Genomic DNA, 21,735 nt, shown 5'->3' on the forward strand with positions numbered 1-21,735 from the left:
GTTGGAGGTGTTGGGGTGAAAACATGTAATCTCGCTTACTACCGAAACAGGGGCAATCCTCAATCAGATAGTTTTGATTTTCATTCCCATACGGAATTTGAAATTTTTATGTTTCATAGCGGGAATTGCAACTATTTAATCAATAATACGGTTTACTATTTGCAGCCAGGGGATATGATCTTGATGAATGGATTAACGCTTCACCGGGCGAATCCATTGCCGCCTGAACCGTATGAGCGTAGCGTCATTCATTTTTCTGCTGAAACGATTCAATCAGACCTGGAAGTTCTTGACTTTCCAGAATTATTAAGCCCTTTTAATACGTTTAACAATTGTTTGTTTCGAGATATACCAAGTGATTTGCTATCACGCATTGAGAAGTTGATCGAACAAATTGCAGGTTTATATGAGGAAAGTAAGGAAACATCTATGAGTCATGACATGACATTAAACAGCCGTTTTCAAGAGGCGAAAATGCAAACATTAGTGATCCAGCTGCTATTTGAAATTTTCGAATTAAGTCAGACTCACTTAAATAAATTGATTCAAGTTGAATCTGAAAAGGCACAGCATGTGAGACGGATCATCGTATGGATTGAACAGCATTACCATGAAAATGTAACATTGGACAGTATTGCGAAAACTCTCAATATCAGTAAATATTACATGTCTCATATATTCAAAGAAATGACGGGTGGAACCATTATAAAGTATCTAATGGGATGCCGAATAAACCGGGCAAAAAGGCTATTGCAAACTGAACCAAAAAAGTCAATTTCAGAAGTCGGGTTAGAAGCTGGATTTAAACACACTTCCCATTTTAGTCGAATCTTTTTAGAAAAAACCGGAATGACTCCGTCGGATTATCGAATAAAATATTGTAAAACGCAACAACTTTCTTCGTCAGTGGATCATGCGTTATATGTAAATCGATAGAAAAGGGTGAAGCGAGGCAACTTGCTTTACCCTTTCGCTTGTTTGTGGGAAATCAGAAAAAAATAGATTCAGGTTATGAAGTTGTGATGTAAATTACTTGGTCGCCCTGCTACACCAATAAACGAAGCTTTAAGCCAAATTGTTAGCCAAAGCTCTCAAACAGGAAATTAAGTTTAATAAAAAAATGACCTTCTCATATGTATGAACTGTAACCCGAATATTAGACACTTTAAAAATAGAGTCCAATATTCGGGTTTTTTCTGTTTTATAAAAGGGAGAGGATGGAAAGCTTCCTTTTATTCTAAAATAAAACATCGGGTATACTATCTTTGCAATGTACCTCCGTATAAAAAGAACCACAACCATTTCCATTTTAATTAATAGATAAAATAATTGAACATTAAACTTGTCATTCAGTAAATTACGCTTAAAATGAAGTATTTTGAAAGGTGTAACCGCAGATATTCATCTGCGGTTGTGAAGTGTTAAAACGTATTTACATAAAAAACTAGTTCTGAGCAGCAGAACTTGATGGATAAATCCCTTCCTCCGCCAAAATCGAAAGCGCAACCTCCGCAGCAGAACTTCCGCCAGCCTGCTTTTCACCCTGAATATGGGTCGCAAAGAAATACGTATTATCCGCTGATTCTACATAGCCAATAAACCATCCATCAATATCTTCTCCGTTTACAATAGAGGTTCCTGTTTTTCCTGAGAATCGTTTATTATTTGATTCTTCTATAAAAATGGCATCTTTTATCGTTTGGACATTTGCTTGCTCAAATCCGAATTCATTATCATAAAACTTTTTCAAAAGATCAACTTGCTCAATAGGTGAGATTTTTAATGTTCCATCCAGCCAATAAGTCGTGATATCGCTTGAAAGATCACCATTGCCATAATCGATCTTATCAACGTACTGCTCTAATTTCTTCTTGCCTAGCTGTTGATCAAGGTGTTGGAAATACCATGTAGTTGAACGTTTCATTGCAGAGAATAAATCCTGATCTTGATTCCATTCATCGTATTCATGTGGTGTTCCATCCCAATTCATTGCCGAATGATCCTTTGTAATAATTCCAGATTCCAGGGCAAACAAGCCGCTGTATATCTTATAAGTAGAATTAGGTGTAAGCCTCGTCGTACTCTCTTCTTTATTGTGAATGGTATACATATTCTTCTTAGAATCATACAGTACAAAGCTTCCGGAAAATTCATCAAACAAGCTGCTGTAATCTTTGTAGACGACATTTGTTTTCGATAAAGCATGCGTATTTTTGTTCACAGCCAATACGGATAAAGATGGAATGCTCATGATGATGACTGCAAACACAAGAATAAAGACGAACGCACTTTTTATTTTCAGCTGCAGTGATGCCGCTTGAAAATTAACGATATTCACAATCCTCTTTTTCGTTTGTTTGTATGAGCTGCCGATTTCCGAAGCAGCTATCAAAGAGGAGGTACGTTGTGGAAGGGAAGCAAATTTTAAAATAACCTCTCCATATTTGAATTGTGATTCCTGATCAAGTGTTATTAAAACGGCATAATCACAATTCATTTCCATCTCTGTCTTTAATTCTCTTAAAACATACCACACAAATGGATTAAACCAATAAACCGCTCTAAACAGACAGATCAAGTAGTTTACGAGCATGTCCCGATGCTTGCAATGGTACAGTTCATGAAGAAGGACACATTTCAGCTCGTTTGTTGATAGAGAAGACCAATCTTTTGGCAGGACAATGTATGGACGAAATAGACCAAAGGTAATCGGTGATTGGATCAATGGTGAAGCTCCGAGAACAATCTTTTTCCGTAAATGTATATCCTTTTTACATAATTCAAAAAGAGAAATGACTTCTTCGTTGGGAACGTTTTGAAGACTCTTTTTTATAGTGCTGATTTTTCGATTGCTGATTAACGTTGCCAGCAGCATGCCAACAATTCCAAGGATCCAGACAATGAAAAAAACAGTATCCATTAATTTAAATGGCGATTGGTTAACAGACATCGAAAAATCCTGCAGCATATTTCCATTCTGAGTCATTGGTTCTGTTGATTTATCCGTAGAATTCATTTCAGAAAGTGAAGTCTGCTGTTCATCTATATTCATTATCCAGTCAAAAAAAGTGGAGGTGTTAAGAGTTTGATAGGGTACAAATGGAATCAGCAATGTTAAAAGTGCAATGATACTGATGACATATTGAGTTTTAACCGTTATATGGTTTTTTCCAATTTTCTTAATGAACAGGATGACACCAAACATCACACATAATAGGATATTACAGATGAAAAAGAGAGAGAAGAAAGAGTTTCCCATATTATTCCTGCTTCCTGTTTTTTCGTTCTTCTAATATTTGATACAATTCATTAATTTCATCATCTGAGAGCTTATCATTTTCGATAAAGTTTAACACCATTGAGTTGAGTGCCCCATTATAAAAACGGTTTAGAAAACTGCGGCTTTCCACTTCCAGGTAATCACTTTCAGCTACATTTGGCGTATAAGCAAAGACGCGGCCTTCCTTATGATGACTTAAGGCACCTTTTTTTAATAGCCTAAGCAGCATCGTTTGAATGGTTTTAGGGCTCCATTTACTTGTTTTCGATAACTTTTCAATCACTTCATTCGTATTAATCGAAGGGTGCTTCCAAATGATTTTCATGACTTCTAATTCTGCTTCAGATATTTGAGGTAATTTTTTTTTCATATCAACCATCCTAAACTTACACTTGTAATAAATTGATTATATCGTCGGTTAATTTTTAAGTCAACGAGAGTAATGTCCTATCTTAATTGGTAAAATATCGAAAACTTACACTTGTAAGAAAACTGTTGACTTTAAAACTTACACGTGTAATAATTCTTAAAGATTACGTTTGTAAGTTTTAAAACGAACTATCATTTATTAAATAGAATGGCAAGTGTAAGGAGGTAACAAATTGAATAAGAAGAGGCTAATTTTTCTGATACTTTTAATTGCGGTTTGTTCAATCCTTTTGTTTGGCTGCTCAAATGAGAGGAAACAAGCAGAAGCATTTGAACAGTTTTCTGATCTGTTATCAAATCAGGAATACCATAAACTGTACGATTTATTATCAACAGAATCAAAGGAGTACATAACAGAAGAAGATTTTGTGACCAAATATTCAAATATCTACTCTGGTATCCAAGCAAGAGATCTTAAGATCGTAAAAAATGAAATTGAAAGGGAAAACAATGTGATTCCTTTTTCATTGGAGATGGATACAGCAGCTGGAAAAGTGAATCGATCTGATTATCAGTTAAGGTTAGTAAAAGAAGATGGGGAATGGAAGCTTCAATGGGATGAGAGCTTGATTTTCCCTGCGATGGAAAAAGGGGATAAGGTCAGAGTTAGAACAATAAAAGCGACTCGAGGCAGTATTCTTGATCGAAATGATTATCCGCTCGCTAAGGATGGAGATTTCAAAACGGTTGGCGTTAATCCAGCTGTATTTGACAAACACAACCGAGAAGAAAAAATTAGAGAATTGGCAGCTTTATTAGACATAAGCGAAGAAAATATTAAGAAAAAACTAGATGAAAATTCAAATCCAAATTACTTTGTGCCAATTGTCGATCTTCTTCCTGATGATGAAAAAGTAGGAATGTTACAAGAAAGAGGAGAAGACGGCATTTTTATCAACAATAAAAATTCAAGGATATATGCGGATCACGAAGCATTCGGGAGACTGGTTGGCTATATAGGAAGCATTACGGCTGAGGAATTGGAAAAGAAAAAAGAAAAAGGGTATCATTCGACTTCGCTTATTGGAAAAGCAGGTCTTGAGCAGGTCTATGAAGAGACATTAAGAGGAATAGATGGTGCGGAGATTTATATAGAAAGAGAGGGATTAAGGGAAGAAACCATTGCCAAACAGGAGCCGCAAAATGGCAGGGATCTTCAGTTGTCCATTGATTTCGATTTACAAATGAACATCTATGATGAAATGAAGGGGGCAAAAGGATCAGCAGCAGCCGTTCAGCCAACAACGGGTGAGGTCCTTGCTCTTGTTAGTTCTCCTTCTTATAATTCCAATCGCTACACAACCTATATAACAAGGGAAGAACAACAAAGGAGAGAAGAAAGTCAATTTGCTGATGAAGAAAATCGTTTTAGCAAATTGTACTCACCAGGCTCTGTCTTTAAATTAATGACAGCTGCAACCGGACTTGAAAAAGGAACAATAGATCCAGAAAAGCAAATCGCCATCAACGCCCGATCATGGAAGAAAGACAGTTCTTGGGGCAACTATAGCATTACACGAGTGAATGACCAAACAGCTGTCAATTTAAAAGCGGCTGTGAAGCACTCAGATAATATCTATTTTGCGATGAGTGCACTTGATTTGGGAAGTGATGCCTTCATTGCCGGCGCAAAAAAATTCGGGATTGGGGATGAGCTGGATGTGGGATATCCATTAAGCAAAAGCCAAATTTCAAATGATGGAAGCATTAGCCGTGAAATCCTGCTTGCTGATTCTGGGTACGGACAAGGAGAAATCATGGTTACGTCCTTACATATAGCTCTTGCTTATAGTGCTTTGTCAAACGATGGACATATCATGGCACCTTCACTTATTCAAACAAAAGGTCATAAGGCAGAGATTTGGAAAGAATCCGCTATATCAGCTGAGCATCTAGCGACATTGCAACAAGCATTGTCTGCCGTTATTCAAGAACAAGGCGGAACAGCAAGTGCTGCCAACATCGAAGGAGTTCAATTAGCCGGCAAAACAGGTACGGCTGAAATAAAAGCATCACAAGCTGATGAGGACGGAACTGAAAATGGCTGGTTCGTTGCTACAGATATCGATTCGGCTACCATCTCTCTTGCCATCGTACTTGAAGATGTGAAAGAGAAAGGCGGAAGCAGTGCTGCGATACCTATTGGGCGAAATATATTGGCTGATTACTTACAAAAATAAGCTTCGTTTCCTAGATTAGTTGTTAAACTGATCGTCTAAAAGCATTTAGAGGGGGATCCGGATTTGACAGAACCAAACGTACTAGCATCCGACCATCGAAAGCTTAGAAAATCAAGGGATGTTCGGATTAATATTTTCTTTTTTCTTGTCTTTTCCCTCTTCGTGGCACTTATTGTCCGTTTAGGAATCATCCAAATTGTTCAGGGGGAAGAGTTTTCAAAGGAAGTTTCAAAGACGGAGGCCGATTATGCCAGCCTGCCGGCCCCAAGAGGAAAAATGGTTGACCGGTATAATCGGGTTGTTGTCGATAATAAAAGCTTACCGGCCATTACGTATACTGTGGATAAAACAACAAAAGCGGAGGATAAGATCAAGACAGCGAAAAAACTTGCCGAGTACATCAGCTATGATGCTGAGTTTTTAATGGAAGAGCTAAAGGATCGTGATCTAAAAGATTATTGGTTAGCAGCAAACCCTGAGGAAGCTAAGAAACTGCTTTCTAAAAATGAAGTAGAGTTAGAGCCATCAGAAACATACAAACGACAAGTAGAGCGGGTTCCAGATGAAGCCGTGGAAAAAATGAAGGCTAGTTCAGCCCAGCAAGAGCTTGCCTATATTTACACCCGTTTTTCTTCGGGGTACCAATATGAACCCCAAATTGTAAAATCAACAAATTTAAAGGATCGTGAAATTGCTGCTGTAGCTGAACATTTAGAAGAATTGCCAGGTGTAGATGTGATCACTGATTGGGACCGCTCCTACCCGTACGGTGATTATTTAAGAACAATTTTTGGCGGGATAACGACATCTGAACAAGGGATTCTGCAATCACGGGAGGATTTTTATACAGTAAGAGGCTATGACCGGAATGAAAGAGTAGGAAAAAGTTATTTAGAATACCAATATGAAGATTACTTAAATCCGCGTAAAGCAAAGATCGAATATATTTCCGATAATAATGGAGAGATTGTATCTGAAGAAGTGATAGATGAGGGGCAAAGAGGCAAGGACTTAAAGCTTTCCTTTGATATGGAGCTTCAAATGAAAGTCGAAGAGATCATTGAGGAGGAATTGCTTCGAGCAGGCAGAAGGCATACTTTAATGGATCGGGTCTTTGTTGTGATGATGGATCCTTATCAAGGTGATGTGTTAGCGATGGTTGGCAAACAGCTTGACCCGGATAACAGGAGCGAGGTTCTTGATTATGCCTATGGAGCATTCACCACACAATATGAAGCAGGGTCTACTGTTAAAGGGGCGACAGTTCTTGCCGGTTATCAAGACGGGATGCCGCACGGTCAAACCTATTATGATGCACCGATCAAGTTAAAAGGTACACCTGAAAAGAAGTCTTATAGTGCGTACCCTTTAGGATTAATGACTGATTTGAGTGCATTACAAGAATCCTCAAATGTCTATATGTTTTTTGTTGCGATGAAAATCGCCGAGATCAACTATGTGAAAAATGGGCCATTTCATGCAACAGCAGAGGATTTCCAGAAGCTAAGAAATTATTTTATGCAATTTGGTTTAGGGGTGCCAACCGGGATTGATTTACCACGGGAATCATCAGGATTGCAGAACCCGCCTGATGAACCTGGTAAGCTTTTAGATATTTCGATCGGACAATTTGACACATACACACCACTGCAACTGGCACAATATGTTTCGGTTATCGCAAATGGAGGATATCGGATTCAGCCCCGGATTGTGACAAGCATTCATGAACCTGTGGAAGGCTCAGAGCTGGGACCGATCATTGTTGACAAGAAACCAGAGATTTTAAATAAAGTCAATAACACAGCAAGTGATATCGAGCGGGTTCAACAAGGATTTAAGCTTGTCGTGACTTCCGGGACCGCTGAAGGGAAATTTACACATGATGTGGCTGGTAAAACAGGAACATCTGAAACCGCTTATTATGGCGTGAAACGTGCGTACTGGGGAACGGAGACAAATAATTTAAACTTTGTAGGCTACTATCCTTCAGAACATCCACAGGTAGCCTTTAGTGTCGTCGTGCCATGGGTCAGCAATGATTCAGATCCGATTAATAAAACGATTGCGAACCGGGTTGTTGAGGCTTACGTGGAATTGCAGAAGAAATATGTTACGACTACTGAAATTGAAAACAAGAAAAAGTAAAAAAGAGGACTAGTAGATGAATAGAAGCTTCAATTCCTTCTGATATAGAAGTTGAGGCTTTTTTGATAATTTTTAAGAAAATAGAGAAAAAATCCGCCATTTTCGAAATTTTTTCTATTTTATTCTACATTGTAAACGCTCTATTATATGAGATATAAAGACAGAGAGATGAATGATATGGATATATCATAGTGGCTTTCAATTCGAAAAATGAGGGAATTTCATTATATGAATCAATCAAATGTAGTAGATATGATGAAATCAATAGAAAACCACCGTATGGATATGTTTAAGCTGGCAATGAAAAAAGGGCTCGCTGATCCAGATGTTATAAAATTGAGTCAAGATTTAGATGAGAAGATTATTACTTATATGTTATAAAAAAAGAAATTGTTGGAGATGTAATGACTTATAGTAGGTAAGGAAAAAAGCTTCCTCACGATAGTGTGAGGAAGCTTTTTTGGATGGATTGATGTATAACTTATTCAACATTTAAATGAATTTTTCTTGTAAATAACAGAAGGACCCAATAAATTATAAATATGGAAATATGAAAGGAAATATGAAAGTAAAGGAGTGATAGTAATATGATTCAAGCGTTGCTTATTTTTTTATTACAAATTATATACGTCCCTGTGTTGACTATCAGAACGATCCTTTTGGTAAAAAATCAAACAAAATCAGCAGCCGGTGTAGGATTATTAGAAGGCGGTATTTATATTGTAAGCTTAGGAATTGTTTTTCAAGATTTATCTAATGTCTGGAACATCACTGCGTATGTCATTGGATTTAGTGTAGGCTTATTACTAGGTGGCTATCTCGAGCGAAAACTAGCAATTGGATATATTACATATAATGTGAGTTTACTTGAAAAATGCGAAGAATTGGTAAGCGCTTTGCGATCATCTGGGTTTGGCGTTACTGTATTTGAGGGAGAAGGTATTGACTCCATACGTTATCGCTTGGATATAGTTGCAAAACGTTCACGGGAGAAAGAGCTCTTAGAAATTATAAATGGCAATGCACCAAAGGCATTTATGGTTTCATATGAACCTCGTTCATTTAAAGGAGGTTATTTAACAAAGGCTATGAAAAAGCGCAAAGATGTTAATTAATAGTATCTCTAGTAGAATTGATATTAAATATAGAAACGTTTAGCAAAAACAAGTGATTGTCTTTTCTCTGATTTCTAAAAAGTACCCCTGGAAAATTGGCAACCGGCTGTAGAGATGAATCGAAATAAATCAGCGATTAAAGTATTATTAGTACCTTAAGAAAACGTAGAAAAGGAATGTAAAAGAAAAGATATTCTATTCGAGTTTCATTGAATAGAATATCTTTTCATTAACCTTATATCTTTGCCGTATTGGTTAGTAAACGTTAATAAAATTATTTTTTAAAATAATTTAAGATGAATTGTTGAAATCGTTTTGCTGCTGGTGATAGGTATCTTCCTTCTACCCAAGCAAGTCCAATTACTCTCTGGATATTCGGAGCGCGTAATCGTATCCGAGTTATATGATCCCAATCTATTCCTTTGAATTCGGGTATGATTGTAACACCAAGTCCGGCAGCTACAAAAGCTGCAATCGTGTGGACCTCTTCACCCTCAAATGTAATTTTTGGCCTTATACCTGCCTCCTCAAATAGTTGGTCAGTAATTCCACGCAGCCCATTTCCTTTTTCTAAGAGCACGAATGGTTCATTAGCTATTTCATGGATAGAAATACTTTCATGTTTTGCTAAATGGTGTTTTGATGGAACAATTAAAAATAATTCTTCTTTCCATAATTGAACCCAACGAAATTGATCTTTTGATTCTATAGAAGAAACTAGACAAAAATCAATTTTACTAGACTCTAATTGATTAAGGAGCAAATCGTTTCCATTTTGTTTGAATTGAAAATTAATATTTGGATAATTAGCGCGAAAGGAACTGATTAAGTTAGGAATAAGATAAGTACCAAGGGTAGGCATAAATCCAAATGAAACATTTCCATAATCCGGATCAAGTAAATCATGGATTTCTTGCTTGCCATCTTGAAATTCTTTCATTATTCGGTCTGCCCGCTTTAAAAATAATTGACCATAACTATTTAGTCTAATGGAACGTCCTTGACGTTCAAATAATGGAACACCTAATTCTTCTTCTAATTTAGCAATAGATCTACTAAGAGCAGGTTGAGAGATTAGTAAGGCTTCTGCAGCACGTGTTATATGTTGTAAACGTGCTACAACTCGAAAATACTCAATTTGTTGCCATTCCATTTCAGGATCACCTCTTAATCATTAAAAAGCACAATTCATAATTAAAATGCATGAAAACTATGCAAATAATAAATTAGACATTATAATACCTCAACTATATGATAAAGTATAGAAAATTTCAAAAATACTCTAATAAATGAATTTTTCTAGACCAAAACTAGTCTCTTTTCCAAAGGGGGAATAATGTTTGAGAGCAAATAAGGAATTTTTAAATCGTAGACTGCATTCATTACTTGGTGTTATACCTGTAGGCCTTTTTTTAGTTCAGCACCTTGTAGTCAATCACTTTGCTACAAGAGGGCCAGAAGCATTTAATGAAGCAGCACATTTTATGGAGATGCTGCCATTTAGGTATCTTTTGGAAATTGTGATCATTTTCCTTCCGCTTTTATACCATGCTATTTATGGAGTCTACATTGCTTTTACTGCTAAAAACAATGTAAGCAATTATGGTTTTCTTCGAAATTGGCTATTTATGTTACAGCGTGTAACAGGCATTATTACTTTTATTTTTGTTGCTTGGCACGTTTGGGAAACGAGAATAGCTGCTGCGCTTGGAGCTGAAGTGAATTATGATATGATGGCTTCCATATTAAGCAGTCCGGTTATGCTTGTATTCTATTTAATTGGCGTTATTTCAACAATCTTCCATTTTGCTAACGGGTTATGGTCATTTGCAGTTAGCTGGGGAATCACTGTTACTCCTCGCTCACAAGTTATTTCCACGTATGTTACGCTTGCAATATTTGTAGCGCTTACCATCGTGGGAGTTCGAGCAATATTTGCATTCGTCTAATCCAGCAATAGCTATAAAAAGGAGTGGGCTTCATGAGTAAAAGTAAAATTATTGTGGTCGGAGGCGGATTAGCTGGTTTAATGGCTGCGATCAAAGCCGCTGAAGACGGCGTTCAAGTAGATTTATTTTCATTAGTACCTGTTAAACGTTCTCACTCTGTATGCGCACAGGGAGGAATAAATGGGGCTGTAAATACAAAAGGGGAGGGAGATTCACCATGGGAACATTTTGATGATACGGTATATGGCGGGGATTTTCTGGCAAATCAGCCGCCAGTTAAAGCGATGACGGAGGCAGCTCCTGCTATTATTCACCTATTAGACCGAATGGGTGTTATGTTTAACCGTACTCCGGAAGGATTGCTTGATTTTCGCCGATTTGGTGGTACACAGCATCACCGTACCGCATTTGCCGGTGCAACAACTGGTCAACAGCTGCTTTATGCGTTGGATGAACAGGTTCGACGTTATGAGGTTGCTGGCCTTGTAACCAAGTATGAAGGTTGGGAATTCTTAGGTGCTGTTATTGATGATGATGGTGTTTGTCGTGGAATTACAGCACAAAACCTGGCATCAATGAAAATTGAATCCTTCCGTTCTGATGCTGTTATTATGGCAACAGGCGGACCTGGCATTATCTTTGGAAAATCAACAAACTCAGTTATTAACACTGGTTCTGCAGCTTCAATTGTATATCAGCAAGGTGTTTATTATGCAAATGGAGAATTTATTCAAATTCATCCTACTGCAATACCTGGTGATGACAAGCTTCGTCTTATGAGTGAATCTGCTCGGGGAGAAGGGGGACGAGTTTGGACATATAAAGATGGAAAGCCGTGGTACTTTCTTGAAGAGAAATATCCTGCATATGGAAACCTTGTTCCACGTGATATTGCAACACGTGAAATATTTGACGTTTGTGTTGAACAAAAGCTAGGTATCAATGGAGAAAACATGGTTTATCTAGATTTATCTCATAAGGATCCAAAAGAGCTTGATATTAAATTGGGCGGAATTATAGAAATTTATGAAAAATTCATGGGTGACGATCCACGTAAAGTTCCAATGAAAATTTTCCCTGCGGTCCACTATTCGATGGGGGGATTATGGGTGGACTATGACCAAATGACAAATATTCCTGGATTATTTGCTGCTGGTGAGTGTGATTACTCAATGCATGGTGCCAACCGTTTAGGTGCGAACTCTTTACTATCAGCAATCTATGGTGGAATGGTAGCTGGTCCAAATGCAGTTAAATATATTAATGGCCTTGATAAGAATGCCGAGGATCTCTCTTCAACACTTTTCGATGGTTATGTGAAACAGGAAGAAGAGAAATGGAATCAAATTATGGGCTTGGATGGTAATGAAAATGCATATGTTCTTCACAAAGAGCTAGGGGAATGGATGACTGATAACGTTACTGTTGTAAGACATAATGACAAACTTCTTAAAACAGATGAGAAAATTCAAGAACTGATTGAACGTTTTGATAACATTAACATTAATGATACGGCGAAATGGAGTAACCAAGGTGCAGCTTTCACGCGTCAATTGAAAAACATGCTTCAGCTTTCTCGTGTTGTAACACTTGGAGCTTACAATCGAAACGAGAGCCGAGGTGCTCATTATAAACCGGCATTTCCTGATCGAAATGATGAAGAATTCTTAAAAACGACAATGGCTAAACATATCGGTGATCGTACCGCTCCTGCATTCCATTACGATGATGTTGATGTATCGTTAATTAAACCACGTAAACGCGACTATTCAAAAAGTAAAAAGGGGGATAAATAATGAGCGAGAATAAAGTAGTTCAATTTATTATCAGCCGACAAGAATCGCCCGAATCTGCCCCTTATCAGGAAACATTCGATATTCCTTATCGTCCGAACATGAATGTTATTTCAGCATTGATGGAAATCAGACGCAACCCTGTTAATGCAGAAGGTAAAAAAACAACTCCAATCAATTGGGATATGAACTGTCTTGAGGAAGTTTGCGGAGCATGTTCAATGGTGATAAATGGTAAACCTCGTCAATCATGTACGGCCCTAGTCGATCAGTTAGAACAGCCAATTCGACTAGAGCCAATGCGTACGTTCCCTGTTGTTCGTGATTTACAGGTTGATCGTAAACGGATGTTTGATTCTCTTAAGAAAGTAAAAGCTTGGATTCCTGTAGATGGCACGTATGATTTAGGACCTGGTCCACGTATGCCAGAGAAGAAACGTCAATGGGCATATGAATTATCAAAATGTATGACATGTGGGGTTTGTTTAGAGGCATGTCCGAATGTAAATAGTAAATCGAACTTTATCGGCCCTGCTCCATTATCTCAAGTGCGCCTGTTTAACGCACATCCAACAGGAGAAATGAATAAATCAGAACGTCTTGAAGCGATAATGGGTGATGGTGGACTTGCAAATTGTGGAAATTCTCAAAACTGTGTTCAGTCATGTCCAAAGGGAATTCCATTGACTACATCGATTGCTGCCTTAAATCGTGACACAGCTATTCAATCTTTCCGTAATTTCTTCGGAAGCGATCAAGTGTAAATCCATAATGGGAGAGAGTGTATGTTAATTTGGTGTGAATGACTGGAAATTGGATATTACAAAGCACAATGAGATCTCCAATGCTTCCTGTACAACAAATTGTCTTTCTCTCGTTGTAAAGGTGTTAGATGGAGAATTAATCACAGAAAAGAATGGTGGACCTGTTCGTTTGATCGTACCAAAAATGTATGCTTACAAGTCTGTTTAGTGGTTGAACCGAGTTGAGGTAATTGATTATGAACATAACGGATATTGGGAAAAACGAGGATACTCTCAAGATGCATGGGTGAACTAGGTTATTTGAATAGTAGTAGGGATATTGGTTAATCGCCGGTATCCTTTTTATTTTACGATAAAAGTATTAATCGCCACGTTACATTTCAGATTTTGGTTCCGGTATTCGGCTTAAAATAAGAAAACCAAGAATAAATAGAGCAATAAGACAGAACACACCGTTATTTGTAATACCGTTTAGCTGAGCAGTTACTCCTACTAAAAGAGGTCCATAATAGATAATAGACACGAAATACCCGAAATGTGTAAAAATCGGAAAATTCGTCCCCTTGTTTTTAGTGTAACTGAGGGTTAGACGCCCCCTTTTCTCTTATTTGCGAGTGTGGTGTCTAATGAGTATAATAGTTAACGAATGCTGGTAAATAAAGTAAGAGTAAGGAGACCACTATGCAAAAAATAGTTCCGCATTTATGGTATGACAAAGAAGCGAAAGAAGCCGCCTTGTTTTACACCCGTTTATTTGACGATTCGAAACTTTTAAATGTGACAGTTCTTGAAAATACTCCTTCTGGAGACGCGGAATATGTGAGCTTTGAATTGGCTGGACAACAATTCGATGCGATAAGTGCAGGTCCTTACTTTAAATTTAATCCATCGATTTCCTTGATGGTGGCATGTTCTTCGATAGAAGAAGTAAATGAAAAATGGAATGCTTTCATTGAAGGCGGGTCCGAATTAATGCCACTGGGTGAATATCCTTTTAGTAAGTGGTATGGTTGGGTTCAGGATCGATTTGGGTTGTCTTGGCAGTTGATGCTTATCGACAAAGAACAAACGGTACAAAAGATTACCCCGAATTTTCTTTTTTCAAGTGATTCATGCGGGAAAGCTGAAGAAGCAGTAAAGTACTACGTGGGAATATTTGAAGATTCAGGAATAGGGACAATCAGCAGATATGAAGAAGGAGAAGCGGCGTCACCAAAGGCAAAGGTGAATTATGCTGGTTTCAATCTTAGTGGTATTCATTTTTCAGCAATGGATAATGCTTTCGACGCAAATTTCAATTTTAACGAAGCATTTTCACTCATGATAAACTGCAATGATCAACAAGAGATTGATTACTTTTGGGATAAGCTTTCTGCAGAACCTGAGGCAGAACAATGCGGATGGGTAAAGGATCCATTTGGCGTTTCATGGCAGATTGTTCCGGAAAACATGGATGAGGTCATGTTTAAAGGGTCAAGAGCTGAAATCAAGAGAGTTACTGAGGAGCTCTTCAAGATGAAAAAAATTGATATTGCTGCATTGGAAAATGCTCGTTTTGAAAAATAAAGCCCATCAATGCCAGAAAAAACATAACTATAGTGTAAGCCCGTAATTAAACAACGCATATAAAAAGCGCTGCACCTCCTGGTATGATAAACCTATCAATTTCAGAAGTCGGATAAGATGCTGGATTTAAACACACTTCTCATTTTAGTCGAATTTTTTTAGAGAAAACTGGAATGACTCCGTCGGATTATCGAATCAAATATTGAAAAACTCAACAACGTTCTTCGTCAGTGGATCATGCGTTATATGTAAATCGATAGAAAAGGGTAAAGCGAGGCCGGGGGCGAATCCCTCTCGGATCATCAAGCAGAAAACACTAGAGGCAGTAAAACTACTGTTTCTAGTGTTTTTTGCACTTTTAGCAGCGAAGATGGAAATTCGACGTAGCGGCCAATTTTAAGTATAAAGTATCAGTGCAACTATGCATCACGCTTCACCTTTCAGGCTCGCCAGTCGGTGAGTTTTCTTTATTTAACTATAGATAGTTAGATAGTTAGATAGATAAATCATGTAAGGTTATGATCAGAAACCTTACATAATGAAGTCATTCTGATTAACCGAATGCAGAATTAGTTAAATGTTCTTTTCTATTTTGCTAGCTCTCTTTTCATGCTAGAATTCAAGTAGCTTGGATTTAAGTGATTTCAGCATAGTGTGCATGATTTAATCATTGCAACCATTTGGATCACGAAAGCTGCCTCGACCTTATTGTTGTAAAAGGAAAAGTAAAAGAAATTAAGCAGCTCAGCAATAAACTGTTGAGTTTAAAAGGCGTGGCATATGGAAAGTTTACAGTCGCACCGGTAGAACAGGTGTGATGGTTAAATAAAGCTTATTCCTTTTTAAAATGATCAAAAGTACCTTTCAATACGTGTACAACTTTGTACGAAAGGTTTAGTAAAGGATAAAGTATAGCATTGTAAATAGTAATAAAGGAGAATACTCATGATTAAGAAAAGGTTTGGACTTATCGTATTAATTTTCGTCTTTTCTAGTATGTTAGCAGGCTGCACACAATCAAATGGCAGTCAGAGTAGTGATAAAAATAAAAAGCAAAAAAACGACGAGCTTGTGCTTTCTGTTCAAGGAGAGCCTGATACAGGGTTTGATCCAACGACCGGCTGGGGACGTTACGGATCACCATTATTCCAAAGTACATTATTAAAAAGGGATGATGATCTTAATATTGTCAATGATCTTGCAACAAGTTACGAAGTGAGTGAAGATGGAAAGGTTTGGACGGTTATTTTGCGTGATGATGTTCAATTTTCAGATGGAAAACCATTAACGGCAAATGATGTTAAATTCACATTCGACACAGCACTGCAAAACGGGTCAGTGGTCGATCTTAATGTATTGCGGAAAGTGGAAGCAGTAAATGATACTACCGTAAAATTTACGCTTAAGGAAGCACAATCAACATTTATTAACTCTTTAGTTGTAACAGGGATTGTCCCAAAACATGCCTATGGAAAAGATTACGCAGAAAAGCCTATTGGCTCAGGTCCTTATCAACTTGTTCAATGGGATAAAGGACAGCAGCTTATTGTAAAGGCCAACCCTAAATACTATGATAAAAAACCTTATTTTCAAAAAATCACTTTTTTATTCTTAAGTGAAGATGCTACATTTGCTGCTGCTCAGGCAGGAGAAGTTGATGTCGCAGCTATTTCGGCTTCATTTAGTAAGCAGGAAGTACCTGGCATGAAGCTGGAAGTAGTAAAATCGGTAGATAATCGGGGAATTGTGTTTCCATACGTGAAATCAGGGGATGTAACGAAAGATGGTTTACCAATTGGCAATGATGTGACAGCTGATCCAGCAATTCGTCATGCGATTAATATTGCCGTCGATAGACAAGCACTGATTGACGGTGTGCTGGAAGGGTATGGATCAAAAGCTTACTCTTCTGTTGATAACTTACCTTGGTGGAACCCGGAGACTGTTTTTGAAGATGCAGATGTAGCAGGTGCCAAAGCCTTATTAAAGGACTCTGGTTGGAAGGATGCAGATGATGATGGAATTTTAGAAAAAGGCACATTGAAAGCAGAGTTTCGTTTATATTATCCAGCGGAAGATACAATCAGACAATCCCTTGCGATAGCTGTTGCAGACATGATCAAGCCTTTGGGGATAACCATAAAAGTAGAGGGAGCGAGTTGGGATACGATTGAACAGAAGATGTTTTCAAATGCAGTACTCATGGGATGGGGAAGTCACGACCCTCACGAAATGTATAGTGTATACAGCAGCAAATATGCAGGGGTGGATTACTATAATACGGGATTTTATAAAAATAAAAAAGTAGATGAATATTTTGAAAAGGCTCTAACGGCAACAGATTCAAATGAAGCAATGGAGTATTGGAAAAAAGCACAATGGGATGGTACGACTGGGTTAAGCGCAAAAGGGGACGCTCCTTGGGCATGGTTAGTGAACATTGATCATTTGTACTTAGTAAAAGAGGGACTTGATATTGGAGAACAAAGAATCCAGCCTCATGGGCATGGTTGGCCTGTAACAAACAATATTGAAGAATGGAAATGGACTGAGTAAGGTGTGGAAAAGTAGATATAGAAAGCTGGGAATTTTTCTTTTATTGAAAGGGATAAGAATGACCACTTTATTGGTTGCCATTTGTTTTATTTCCTTTCTGTTAATCAAGCACTCACCTATTGATCCCGTTCGTGCCTATATTGGCGCAGATATGTTAAATGTAGGACCGGAGCAAAGGGAGAAGATTGCTGAGTATTGGGGATTGAATCAACCAATGATGGTGCAGTTTTTAAATTGGGGATCCGCGTTGCTTACAGGTGACATGGGGACTTCAATGATTTTCCGCCGTCCGGTTTCAGAAATTATTAGTGAACGGTTCTTTCATTCTCTTGCTCTTATGCTTACAGCCTGGGTTTTATCAGGAATAATAGGTTTTGCCTTGGGTGTTATTTCAGCGATGAAAAAAGGCACTTGGGTGGATCGAATCATTAAATGGTACTGTTACACACTCGCATCAACTCCTGCCTTTTGGATGGGACTTCTTATGCTTATGGTTTTTGCCGTGTGGCTAGACTGGTTCCCAATTGGGTTGGGGGTTCCAACTGGCGTTCTTACCGAAAATGTCACACTTGGAGATCGAATAAAGCATCTCATGCTTCCAGCCATCACACTTAGTATTATTGGCGTTGCTAATGTTGCATTACATACGCGCCAGAAGTTGATAGATGTTCTTAATAGTGACTATGTGTTGTTCGCGAGGGCAAGAGGTGAACGTGGTTTCGTATTGTTCTGGAGACATGGCATGAGGAATATTGCTTTACCGGCAATTACTTTACAATTTGCTGCTTTCAGTGAATTGTTTGGCGGGGCAGTACTTGCCGAGCAAGTTTTTTCTTATCCAGGGCTTGGACAGGCTACAGTAGAAGCGGGTTTGAGGGGAGATGTTCCTCTTTTATTAGGATTAGTGATATTTAGTGCTATTTTTGTTTTTGTAGGAAATTTAGTGGCTGATTTGATTTATCATGTAGTGGATCCAAGAACAAGAGAGGAGAGGGGGATATGAGTACTAGTCTCAAAGAAAAAAAGAGTAGATCTTTTACTTTGAATCGAAGAAAGAGGGCGCTTCTTATGATTCTCATTGCCATCGTTTTCTTAGTGAGTATTTTAATAGGTAGTATTTTGCTTGATGAAGGGAAACTTGTAACGAATCTTAACGAGAGAAATGCCTCTCCCTCTCTAGAGCATCTCTTTGGTACGGATTGGTTAGGAAGAGATATGTTTACTCGAACGATGATGGGACTTTCTTTAAGTATGGGAGTAGGATTGATTGGAGCTATAGGCAGTGCGTCAATTGCTCTAATCTTAGGGATAGCTGCAGCAACAATGGGAAAAGCCGCAGATCGTCTGATCTCATGGCTAATCGACCTTTTTCTTAGTGTGCCGCATCTTGTAACCCTCATTCTTATTTCCTTTGCGTTAGGCGGAGGATTTAAAGGAATTGTTATTGGGATTGCATTAACCCATTGGCCAAGTCTTGCACGTATCATCAGGGCAGAAGTAATGCAGATTCGTACAGCACAATTTGTGCAAGTTTCTCAAAAAATGGGAAAATCACGTTGGTGGATAACTTTGCATCATCTTCTTCCACATTTAGTTCCACAAATCTTAGTTGGTTTTATGTTACTATTCCCTCATGCAATTTTACATGAAGCGGCCATAACATTTTTAGGCTTAGGTTTATCTCCGCATGAACCAGCTATTGGTATTATTCTGTCAGAATCCATGAGGTATTTGTCTTCAGGTATGTGGTGGCTTGCCTTTTTTCCAGGACTTTGTTTACTGTTAATCGTTCGGACATTTGATGTGATTGGGGAAAACCTTCGGACAATAATGGATCCTACTAGAGCTCACGAATAAACATTTAATGATAAGGAACAATCACCATAATAGGATTGTGAGGAGTTACTATATGTCCATTCTTGAAGTGAAAAATTTATCGATATCTTTTAAACAATACACAACTGGTTTAAAACAGAAAAATCATAAAGTAATCTTAGATTTACATGTTAATCTTGAAGCTGGAGAAATCCTGGCTGTTGTGGGAGCGAGCGGTTCAGGGAAAAGTCTGCTGGCTCATGCTATTCTCGGAATACTTCCAAGCAATGCAACCATGAGTGGAACCATTAAATATAATGGAAAAGAACTTTCCGTTGAACGGCAAACTTTACTACGCGGTAAAGACATTGCCCTTGTGCCACAATCAGTAAATTACTTAGACCCTCTCATGCGTGTAGGAAATCAAGTGCGTACGTCTGTGAATCAAGGTGATGCAGTGGCGGCACAACGAGAGGTGTTTGCACGTTATCATCTAAGCCCGCATGTTGAGAAGATGTACCCATTTCAGCTTTCTGGAGGGATGGCGAGACGAGCACTTCTCTCAACGGCGATGGTAAGCGGAGCAAACGTAATTATTGCAGATGAGCCTACACCAGGGCTTGATCCAGTTGTCATTAAAGAAGCGTTAGATAACTTTAGGGAGTTTGCTGACAAGGGATGTGCGGTTATGCTAATAACCCATGATATTGACTCAGTCTTACCTATTGCCAATAGGATTGCTGTATTTTATGCAGGAACCATCGTGGAGGTAGCACCTGCAGATAATTTTGCTGGCGATGGCGAAGCATTACGACATCCGTATAGTAAAGCCTTATGGAGGGCATTACCTCAAAATGACTTTATTCCTATTCCAGGTTCACAACCGCATCCAAGTGCTTTACCATCTGGATGTTTATTTGAACCGCGTTGTGAAAAAGCAACTCCTGAATGTGGACACGCTCAACCAGAAATGCGGAATCTTCGAAATGGAATGGTGAGGTGTATCCATGCAACTTGAAGCAAAAAACATCGGCTTTCGTTTTGACAATGGTCCATGGTTGTTTAAAGGGATCAATTTAACCCTCGAGCCAGGGGAAATTATTGGTCTTACAGGACCAAGCGGAAGCGGAAAAACAACATTTTGTCGGATATTAGCAGGGTTAGAGAAGCCTATCGAGGGCAGGATTACCGTAAATGGAACTCTATTGCCAAAGAAAGGTTATCTTCCTGTACAACTAGTATTTCAACATCCGGAAAAAGCAGTAAATCCACGTTGGAAGATGGAAAAGGTTCTTAACGAAGGATGGAAACCAGATAAAGACCTACTAGCATTATTAGGGATTGAGCAGGAATGGCTAACACGGTGGCCAAACGAGCTTTCAGGAGGAGAACTGCAACGAATTTGTGTGGCCCGAGCATTGGGACCAAAAACTCGTTTTCTCATTGCAGATGAAATGACAACAATGCTCGATGCAAACACACAAGCTCAAATCTGGCATGCTGTTCTGGAAGTTGCCCAAGAGAGGGGGATGGGAATCGTTGTTGTCAGTCATGAAACCAGGCTGATTCAAAGACTTTGTCATCGAGTGATTGAATTAAATAATATAAATGCATAAAACATAGAAGCAGACTAATTGCCATATAGTCTGCTTCACAAAACAAAGCTGTAGGAAGATTATATGTACGCTTTTTTATCTTTTCTATAAATACATCCTGGGAAAAAATCATTGTTGGGGAAAGTGAAAATACATTCTCTTTCTTAATTTCTATTCCATGTTCACTTAGTGATTGTAAATACCCCTTTTTTCTCATATCGAAATTATACATTCTTGAATTGGACTCTATATAACCAATTTCACTTTGTCCTAATTCAATAAGATGCTTTCCGGCTAAATATGCCCCATGGACATTATTCATCACGATAAAATTGATATTCAACGTTTCATAGCAAGTATCGAGAACAACTAAATTTCGTTGAATAGTTGATACTATGCTGATTTGTTCAGGCGTTAAATTTGTTCCTAATAATAAAATTGTGGAAGACGCTTGTTCTTGCTCAAGTCTGGTTAATTCTTTCTTTAACATATTAAAGACTTAAAAAAGGAGTATCGGATAAAATGCATAATAAGATTCAATCGTAAAT

General features: G+C 38.2%; 19 protein-coding genes and 2 pseudogenes. 17 read left to right on the plus strand and 4 right to left on the minus strand.

What is annotated here, in order from left to right; genetic code table 11:
• The first annotated feature begins 15 nt into the window (after nt 1-15).
• Nucleotides 16-936, plus strand: coding sequence for a helix-turn-helix transcriptional regulator (locus ACSVDH_RS06985; RefSeq protein ID WP_439249011.1), 921 nt, complete (start codon nt 16-18; stop codon nt 934-936).
• Between the two features lie 508 nt (nt 937-1,444).
• On the opposite strand, the gene ACSVDH_RS06990 is transcribed toward ACSVDH_RS06985, so the two are convergent.
• Nucleotides 1,445-3,259 carry a BlaR1 family beta-lactam sensor/signal transducer gene (locus ACSVDH_RS06990; protein WP_439249012.1) on the minus strand — a complete coding sequence of 605 codons (1,815 nt, stop codon included), beginning with the start codon at nt 3,257-3,259 and terminating at the stop codon, nt 1,445-1,447.
• Nucleotide 3,260: 1 nt separating this feature from the next.
• A complete protein-coding gene (locus tag ACSVDH_RS06995; RefSeq protein WP_439249013.1) occupies nt 3,261-3,650 on the minus strand; it encodes a BlaI/MecI/CopY family transcriptional regulator in 390 nt (129 codons plus the stop codon).
• Nucleotides 3,651-3,882: 232 nt separating this feature from the next.
• Here ACSVDH_RS06995 and ACSVDH_RS07000 point away from each other — a divergent pair, with 232 nt between their 5' ends.
• The 4 genes from ACSVDH_RS07000 to ACSVDH_RS07015 all read left to right on the plus strand — a co-directional run bounded on the left by ACSVDH_RS07000 (nt 3,883) and on the right by ACSVDH_RS07015 (nt 9,149).
• Nucleotides 3,883-5,889: a penicillin-binding transpeptidase domain-containing protein gene (locus tag ACSVDH_RS07000; protein WP_439249014.1), complete on the plus strand. Its 2,007-nt coding sequence runs from the start codon at nt 3,883-3,885 to the stop codon at nt 5,887-5,889.
• Nucleotides 5,890-5,952: 63 nt separating this feature from the next.
• The gene (locus ACSVDH_RS07005; RefSeq protein WP_439249015.1) at nt 5,953-8,034 is read left to right on the plus strand and encodes a peptidoglycan D,D-transpeptidase FtsI family protein; all 2,082 of its coding nucleotides are present in this window, start codon (nt 5,953-5,955) and stop codon (nt 8,032-8,034) included.
• A gap of 255 nt (nt 8,035-8,289) precedes the next feature.
• Nucleotides 8,290-8,415 (plus strand): aspartyl-phosphate phosphatase Spo0E family protein, encoded by a 126-nt coding sequence (locus tag ACSVDH_RS07010; protein WP_439249016.1) that lies wholly within the window; start codon nt 8,290-8,292, stop codon nt 8,413-8,415.
• A 206-nt stretch (nt 8,416-8,621) separates the two neighbouring features.
• Nucleotides 8,622-9,149: a DUF2179 domain-containing protein gene (locus ACSVDH_RS07015; protein WP_439249017.1), complete on the plus strand. Its 528-nt coding sequence runs from the start codon at nt 8,622-8,624 to the stop codon at nt 9,147-9,149.
• Between the two features lie 274 nt (nt 9,150-9,423).
• Here ACSVDH_RS07015 and ACSVDH_RS07020 read toward each other — a convergent pair whose 3' ends face one another.
• Nucleotides 9,424-10,302: a LysR family transcriptional regulator gene (locus ACSVDH_RS07020; RefSeq protein WP_439249018.1), complete on the minus strand. Its 879-nt coding sequence runs from the start codon at nt 10,300-10,302 to the stop codon at nt 9,424-9,426.
• Between the two features lie 187 nt (nt 10,303-10,489).
• Here ACSVDH_RS07020 and ACSVDH_RS07025 point away from each other — a divergent pair, with 187 nt between their 5' ends.
• From ACSVDH_RS07025 to ACSVDH_RS07080, 12 genes and pseudogenes are all read left to right on the plus strand, one after another.
• On the plus strand, nt 10,490-11,098 hold the full coding sequence (locus ACSVDH_RS07025; RefSeq protein WP_439249019.1) for a succinate dehydrogenase cytochrome b558 subunit: 609 nt from the start codon (nt 10,490-10,492) through the stop codon (nt 11,096-11,098).
• Between the two features lie 32 nt (nt 11,099-11,130).
• Nucleotides 11,131-12,894 (plus strand): succinate dehydrogenase flavoprotein subunit, encoded by a 1,764-nt coding sequence (gene sdhA, locus ACSVDH_RS07030; RefSeq protein ID WP_439249020.1) that lies wholly within the window; start codon nt 11,131-11,133, stop codon nt 12,892-12,894.
• A complete protein-coding gene (gene sdhB, locus ACSVDH_RS07035; RefSeq protein ID WP_439249021.1) occupies nt 12,894-13,655 on the plus strand; it encodes a succinate dehydrogenase iron-sulfur subunit in 762 nt (253 codons plus the stop codon). The genes sdhA and sdhB overlap by 1 nt, the downstream gene beginning before the upstream one ends.
• Before the next feature lie 31 nt (nt 13,656-13,686).
• A pseudogene (locus ACSVDH_RS07040) lies at nt 13,687-13,863 on the plus strand (molybdopterin-dependent oxidoreductase); the annotation flags it as partial.
• 473 nt (nt 13,864-14,336) lie between these two features.
• Entirely contained in the window at nt 14,337-15,221 is an 885-nt protein-coding gene (locus tag ACSVDH_RS07045; RefSeq protein WP_439249022.1) for a VOC family protein, read from the plus strand.
• A 128-nt stretch (nt 15,222-15,349) separates the two neighbouring features.
• Nucleotides 15,350-15,427, plus strand: a pseudogene (locus ACSVDH_RS07050) (hypothetical protein); the annotation flags it as partial.
• A gap of 474 nt (nt 15,428-15,901) precedes the next feature.
• Nucleotides 15,902-16,039 carry a CopG family ribbon-helix-helix protein gene (locus ACSVDH_RS07055; RefSeq protein ID WP_439249023.1) on the plus strand — a complete coding sequence of 46 codons (138 nt, stop codon included), beginning with the start codon at nt 15,902-15,904 and terminating at the stop codon, nt 16,037-16,039.
• 127 nt (nt 16,040-16,166) lie between these two features.
• Complete coding sequence (locus ACSVDH_RS07060) at nt 16,167-17,777, plus strand: ABC transporter substrate-binding protein (protein ID WP_439249024.1); 1,611 nt, start codon at nt 16,167-16,169, stop codon at nt 17,775-17,777.
• 25 nt (nt 17,778-17,802) lie between these two features.
• Complete coding sequence (locus tag ACSVDH_RS07065; protein ID WP_439249156.1) at nt 17,803-18,780, plus strand: ABC transporter permease; 978 nt, start codon at nt 17,803-17,805, stop codon at nt 18,778-18,780.
• Complete coding sequence (locus tag ACSVDH_RS07070; RefSeq protein ID WP_439249025.1) at nt 18,777-19,634, plus strand: ABC transporter permease; 858 nt, start codon at nt 18,777-18,779, stop codon at nt 19,632-19,634. The genes ACSVDH_RS07065 and ACSVDH_RS07070 overlap by 4 nt, the downstream gene beginning before the upstream one ends.
• A 52-nt stretch (nt 19,635-19,686) precedes the next feature.
• Nucleotides 19,687-20,610, plus strand: coding sequence for an ABC transporter ATP-binding protein (locus ACSVDH_RS07075; protein WP_439249026.1), 924 nt, complete (start codon nt 19,687-19,689; stop codon nt 20,608-20,610).
• Nucleotides 20,600-21,208, plus strand: coding sequence for an ABC transporter ATP-binding protein (locus ACSVDH_RS07080; protein WP_439249027.1), 609 nt, complete (start codon nt 20,600-20,602; stop codon nt 21,206-21,208). Before ACSVDH_RS07075 ends, ACSVDH_RS07080 begins: the two co-directional genes overlap by 11 nt.
• Here the strand turns inward: ACSVDH_RS07080 and ACSVDH_RS07085 are convergent.
• On the minus strand, nt 21,138-21,677 hold the full coding sequence (locus ACSVDH_RS07085; protein ID WP_439249028.1) for a substrate-binding domain-containing protein: 540 nt from the start codon (nt 21,675-21,677) through the stop codon (nt 21,138-21,140). The genes ACSVDH_RS07080 and ACSVDH_RS07085 overlap by 71 nt on opposite strands.
• Between the last annotated feature and the right edge of the window lie 58 nt (nt 21,678-21,735).

This window comes from Metabacillus sp. Hm71, assembly GCF_051842955.2.
Taxonomy (GTDB): domain Bacteria; phylum Bacillota; class Bacilli; order Bacillales; family Bacillaceae; genus Metabacillus.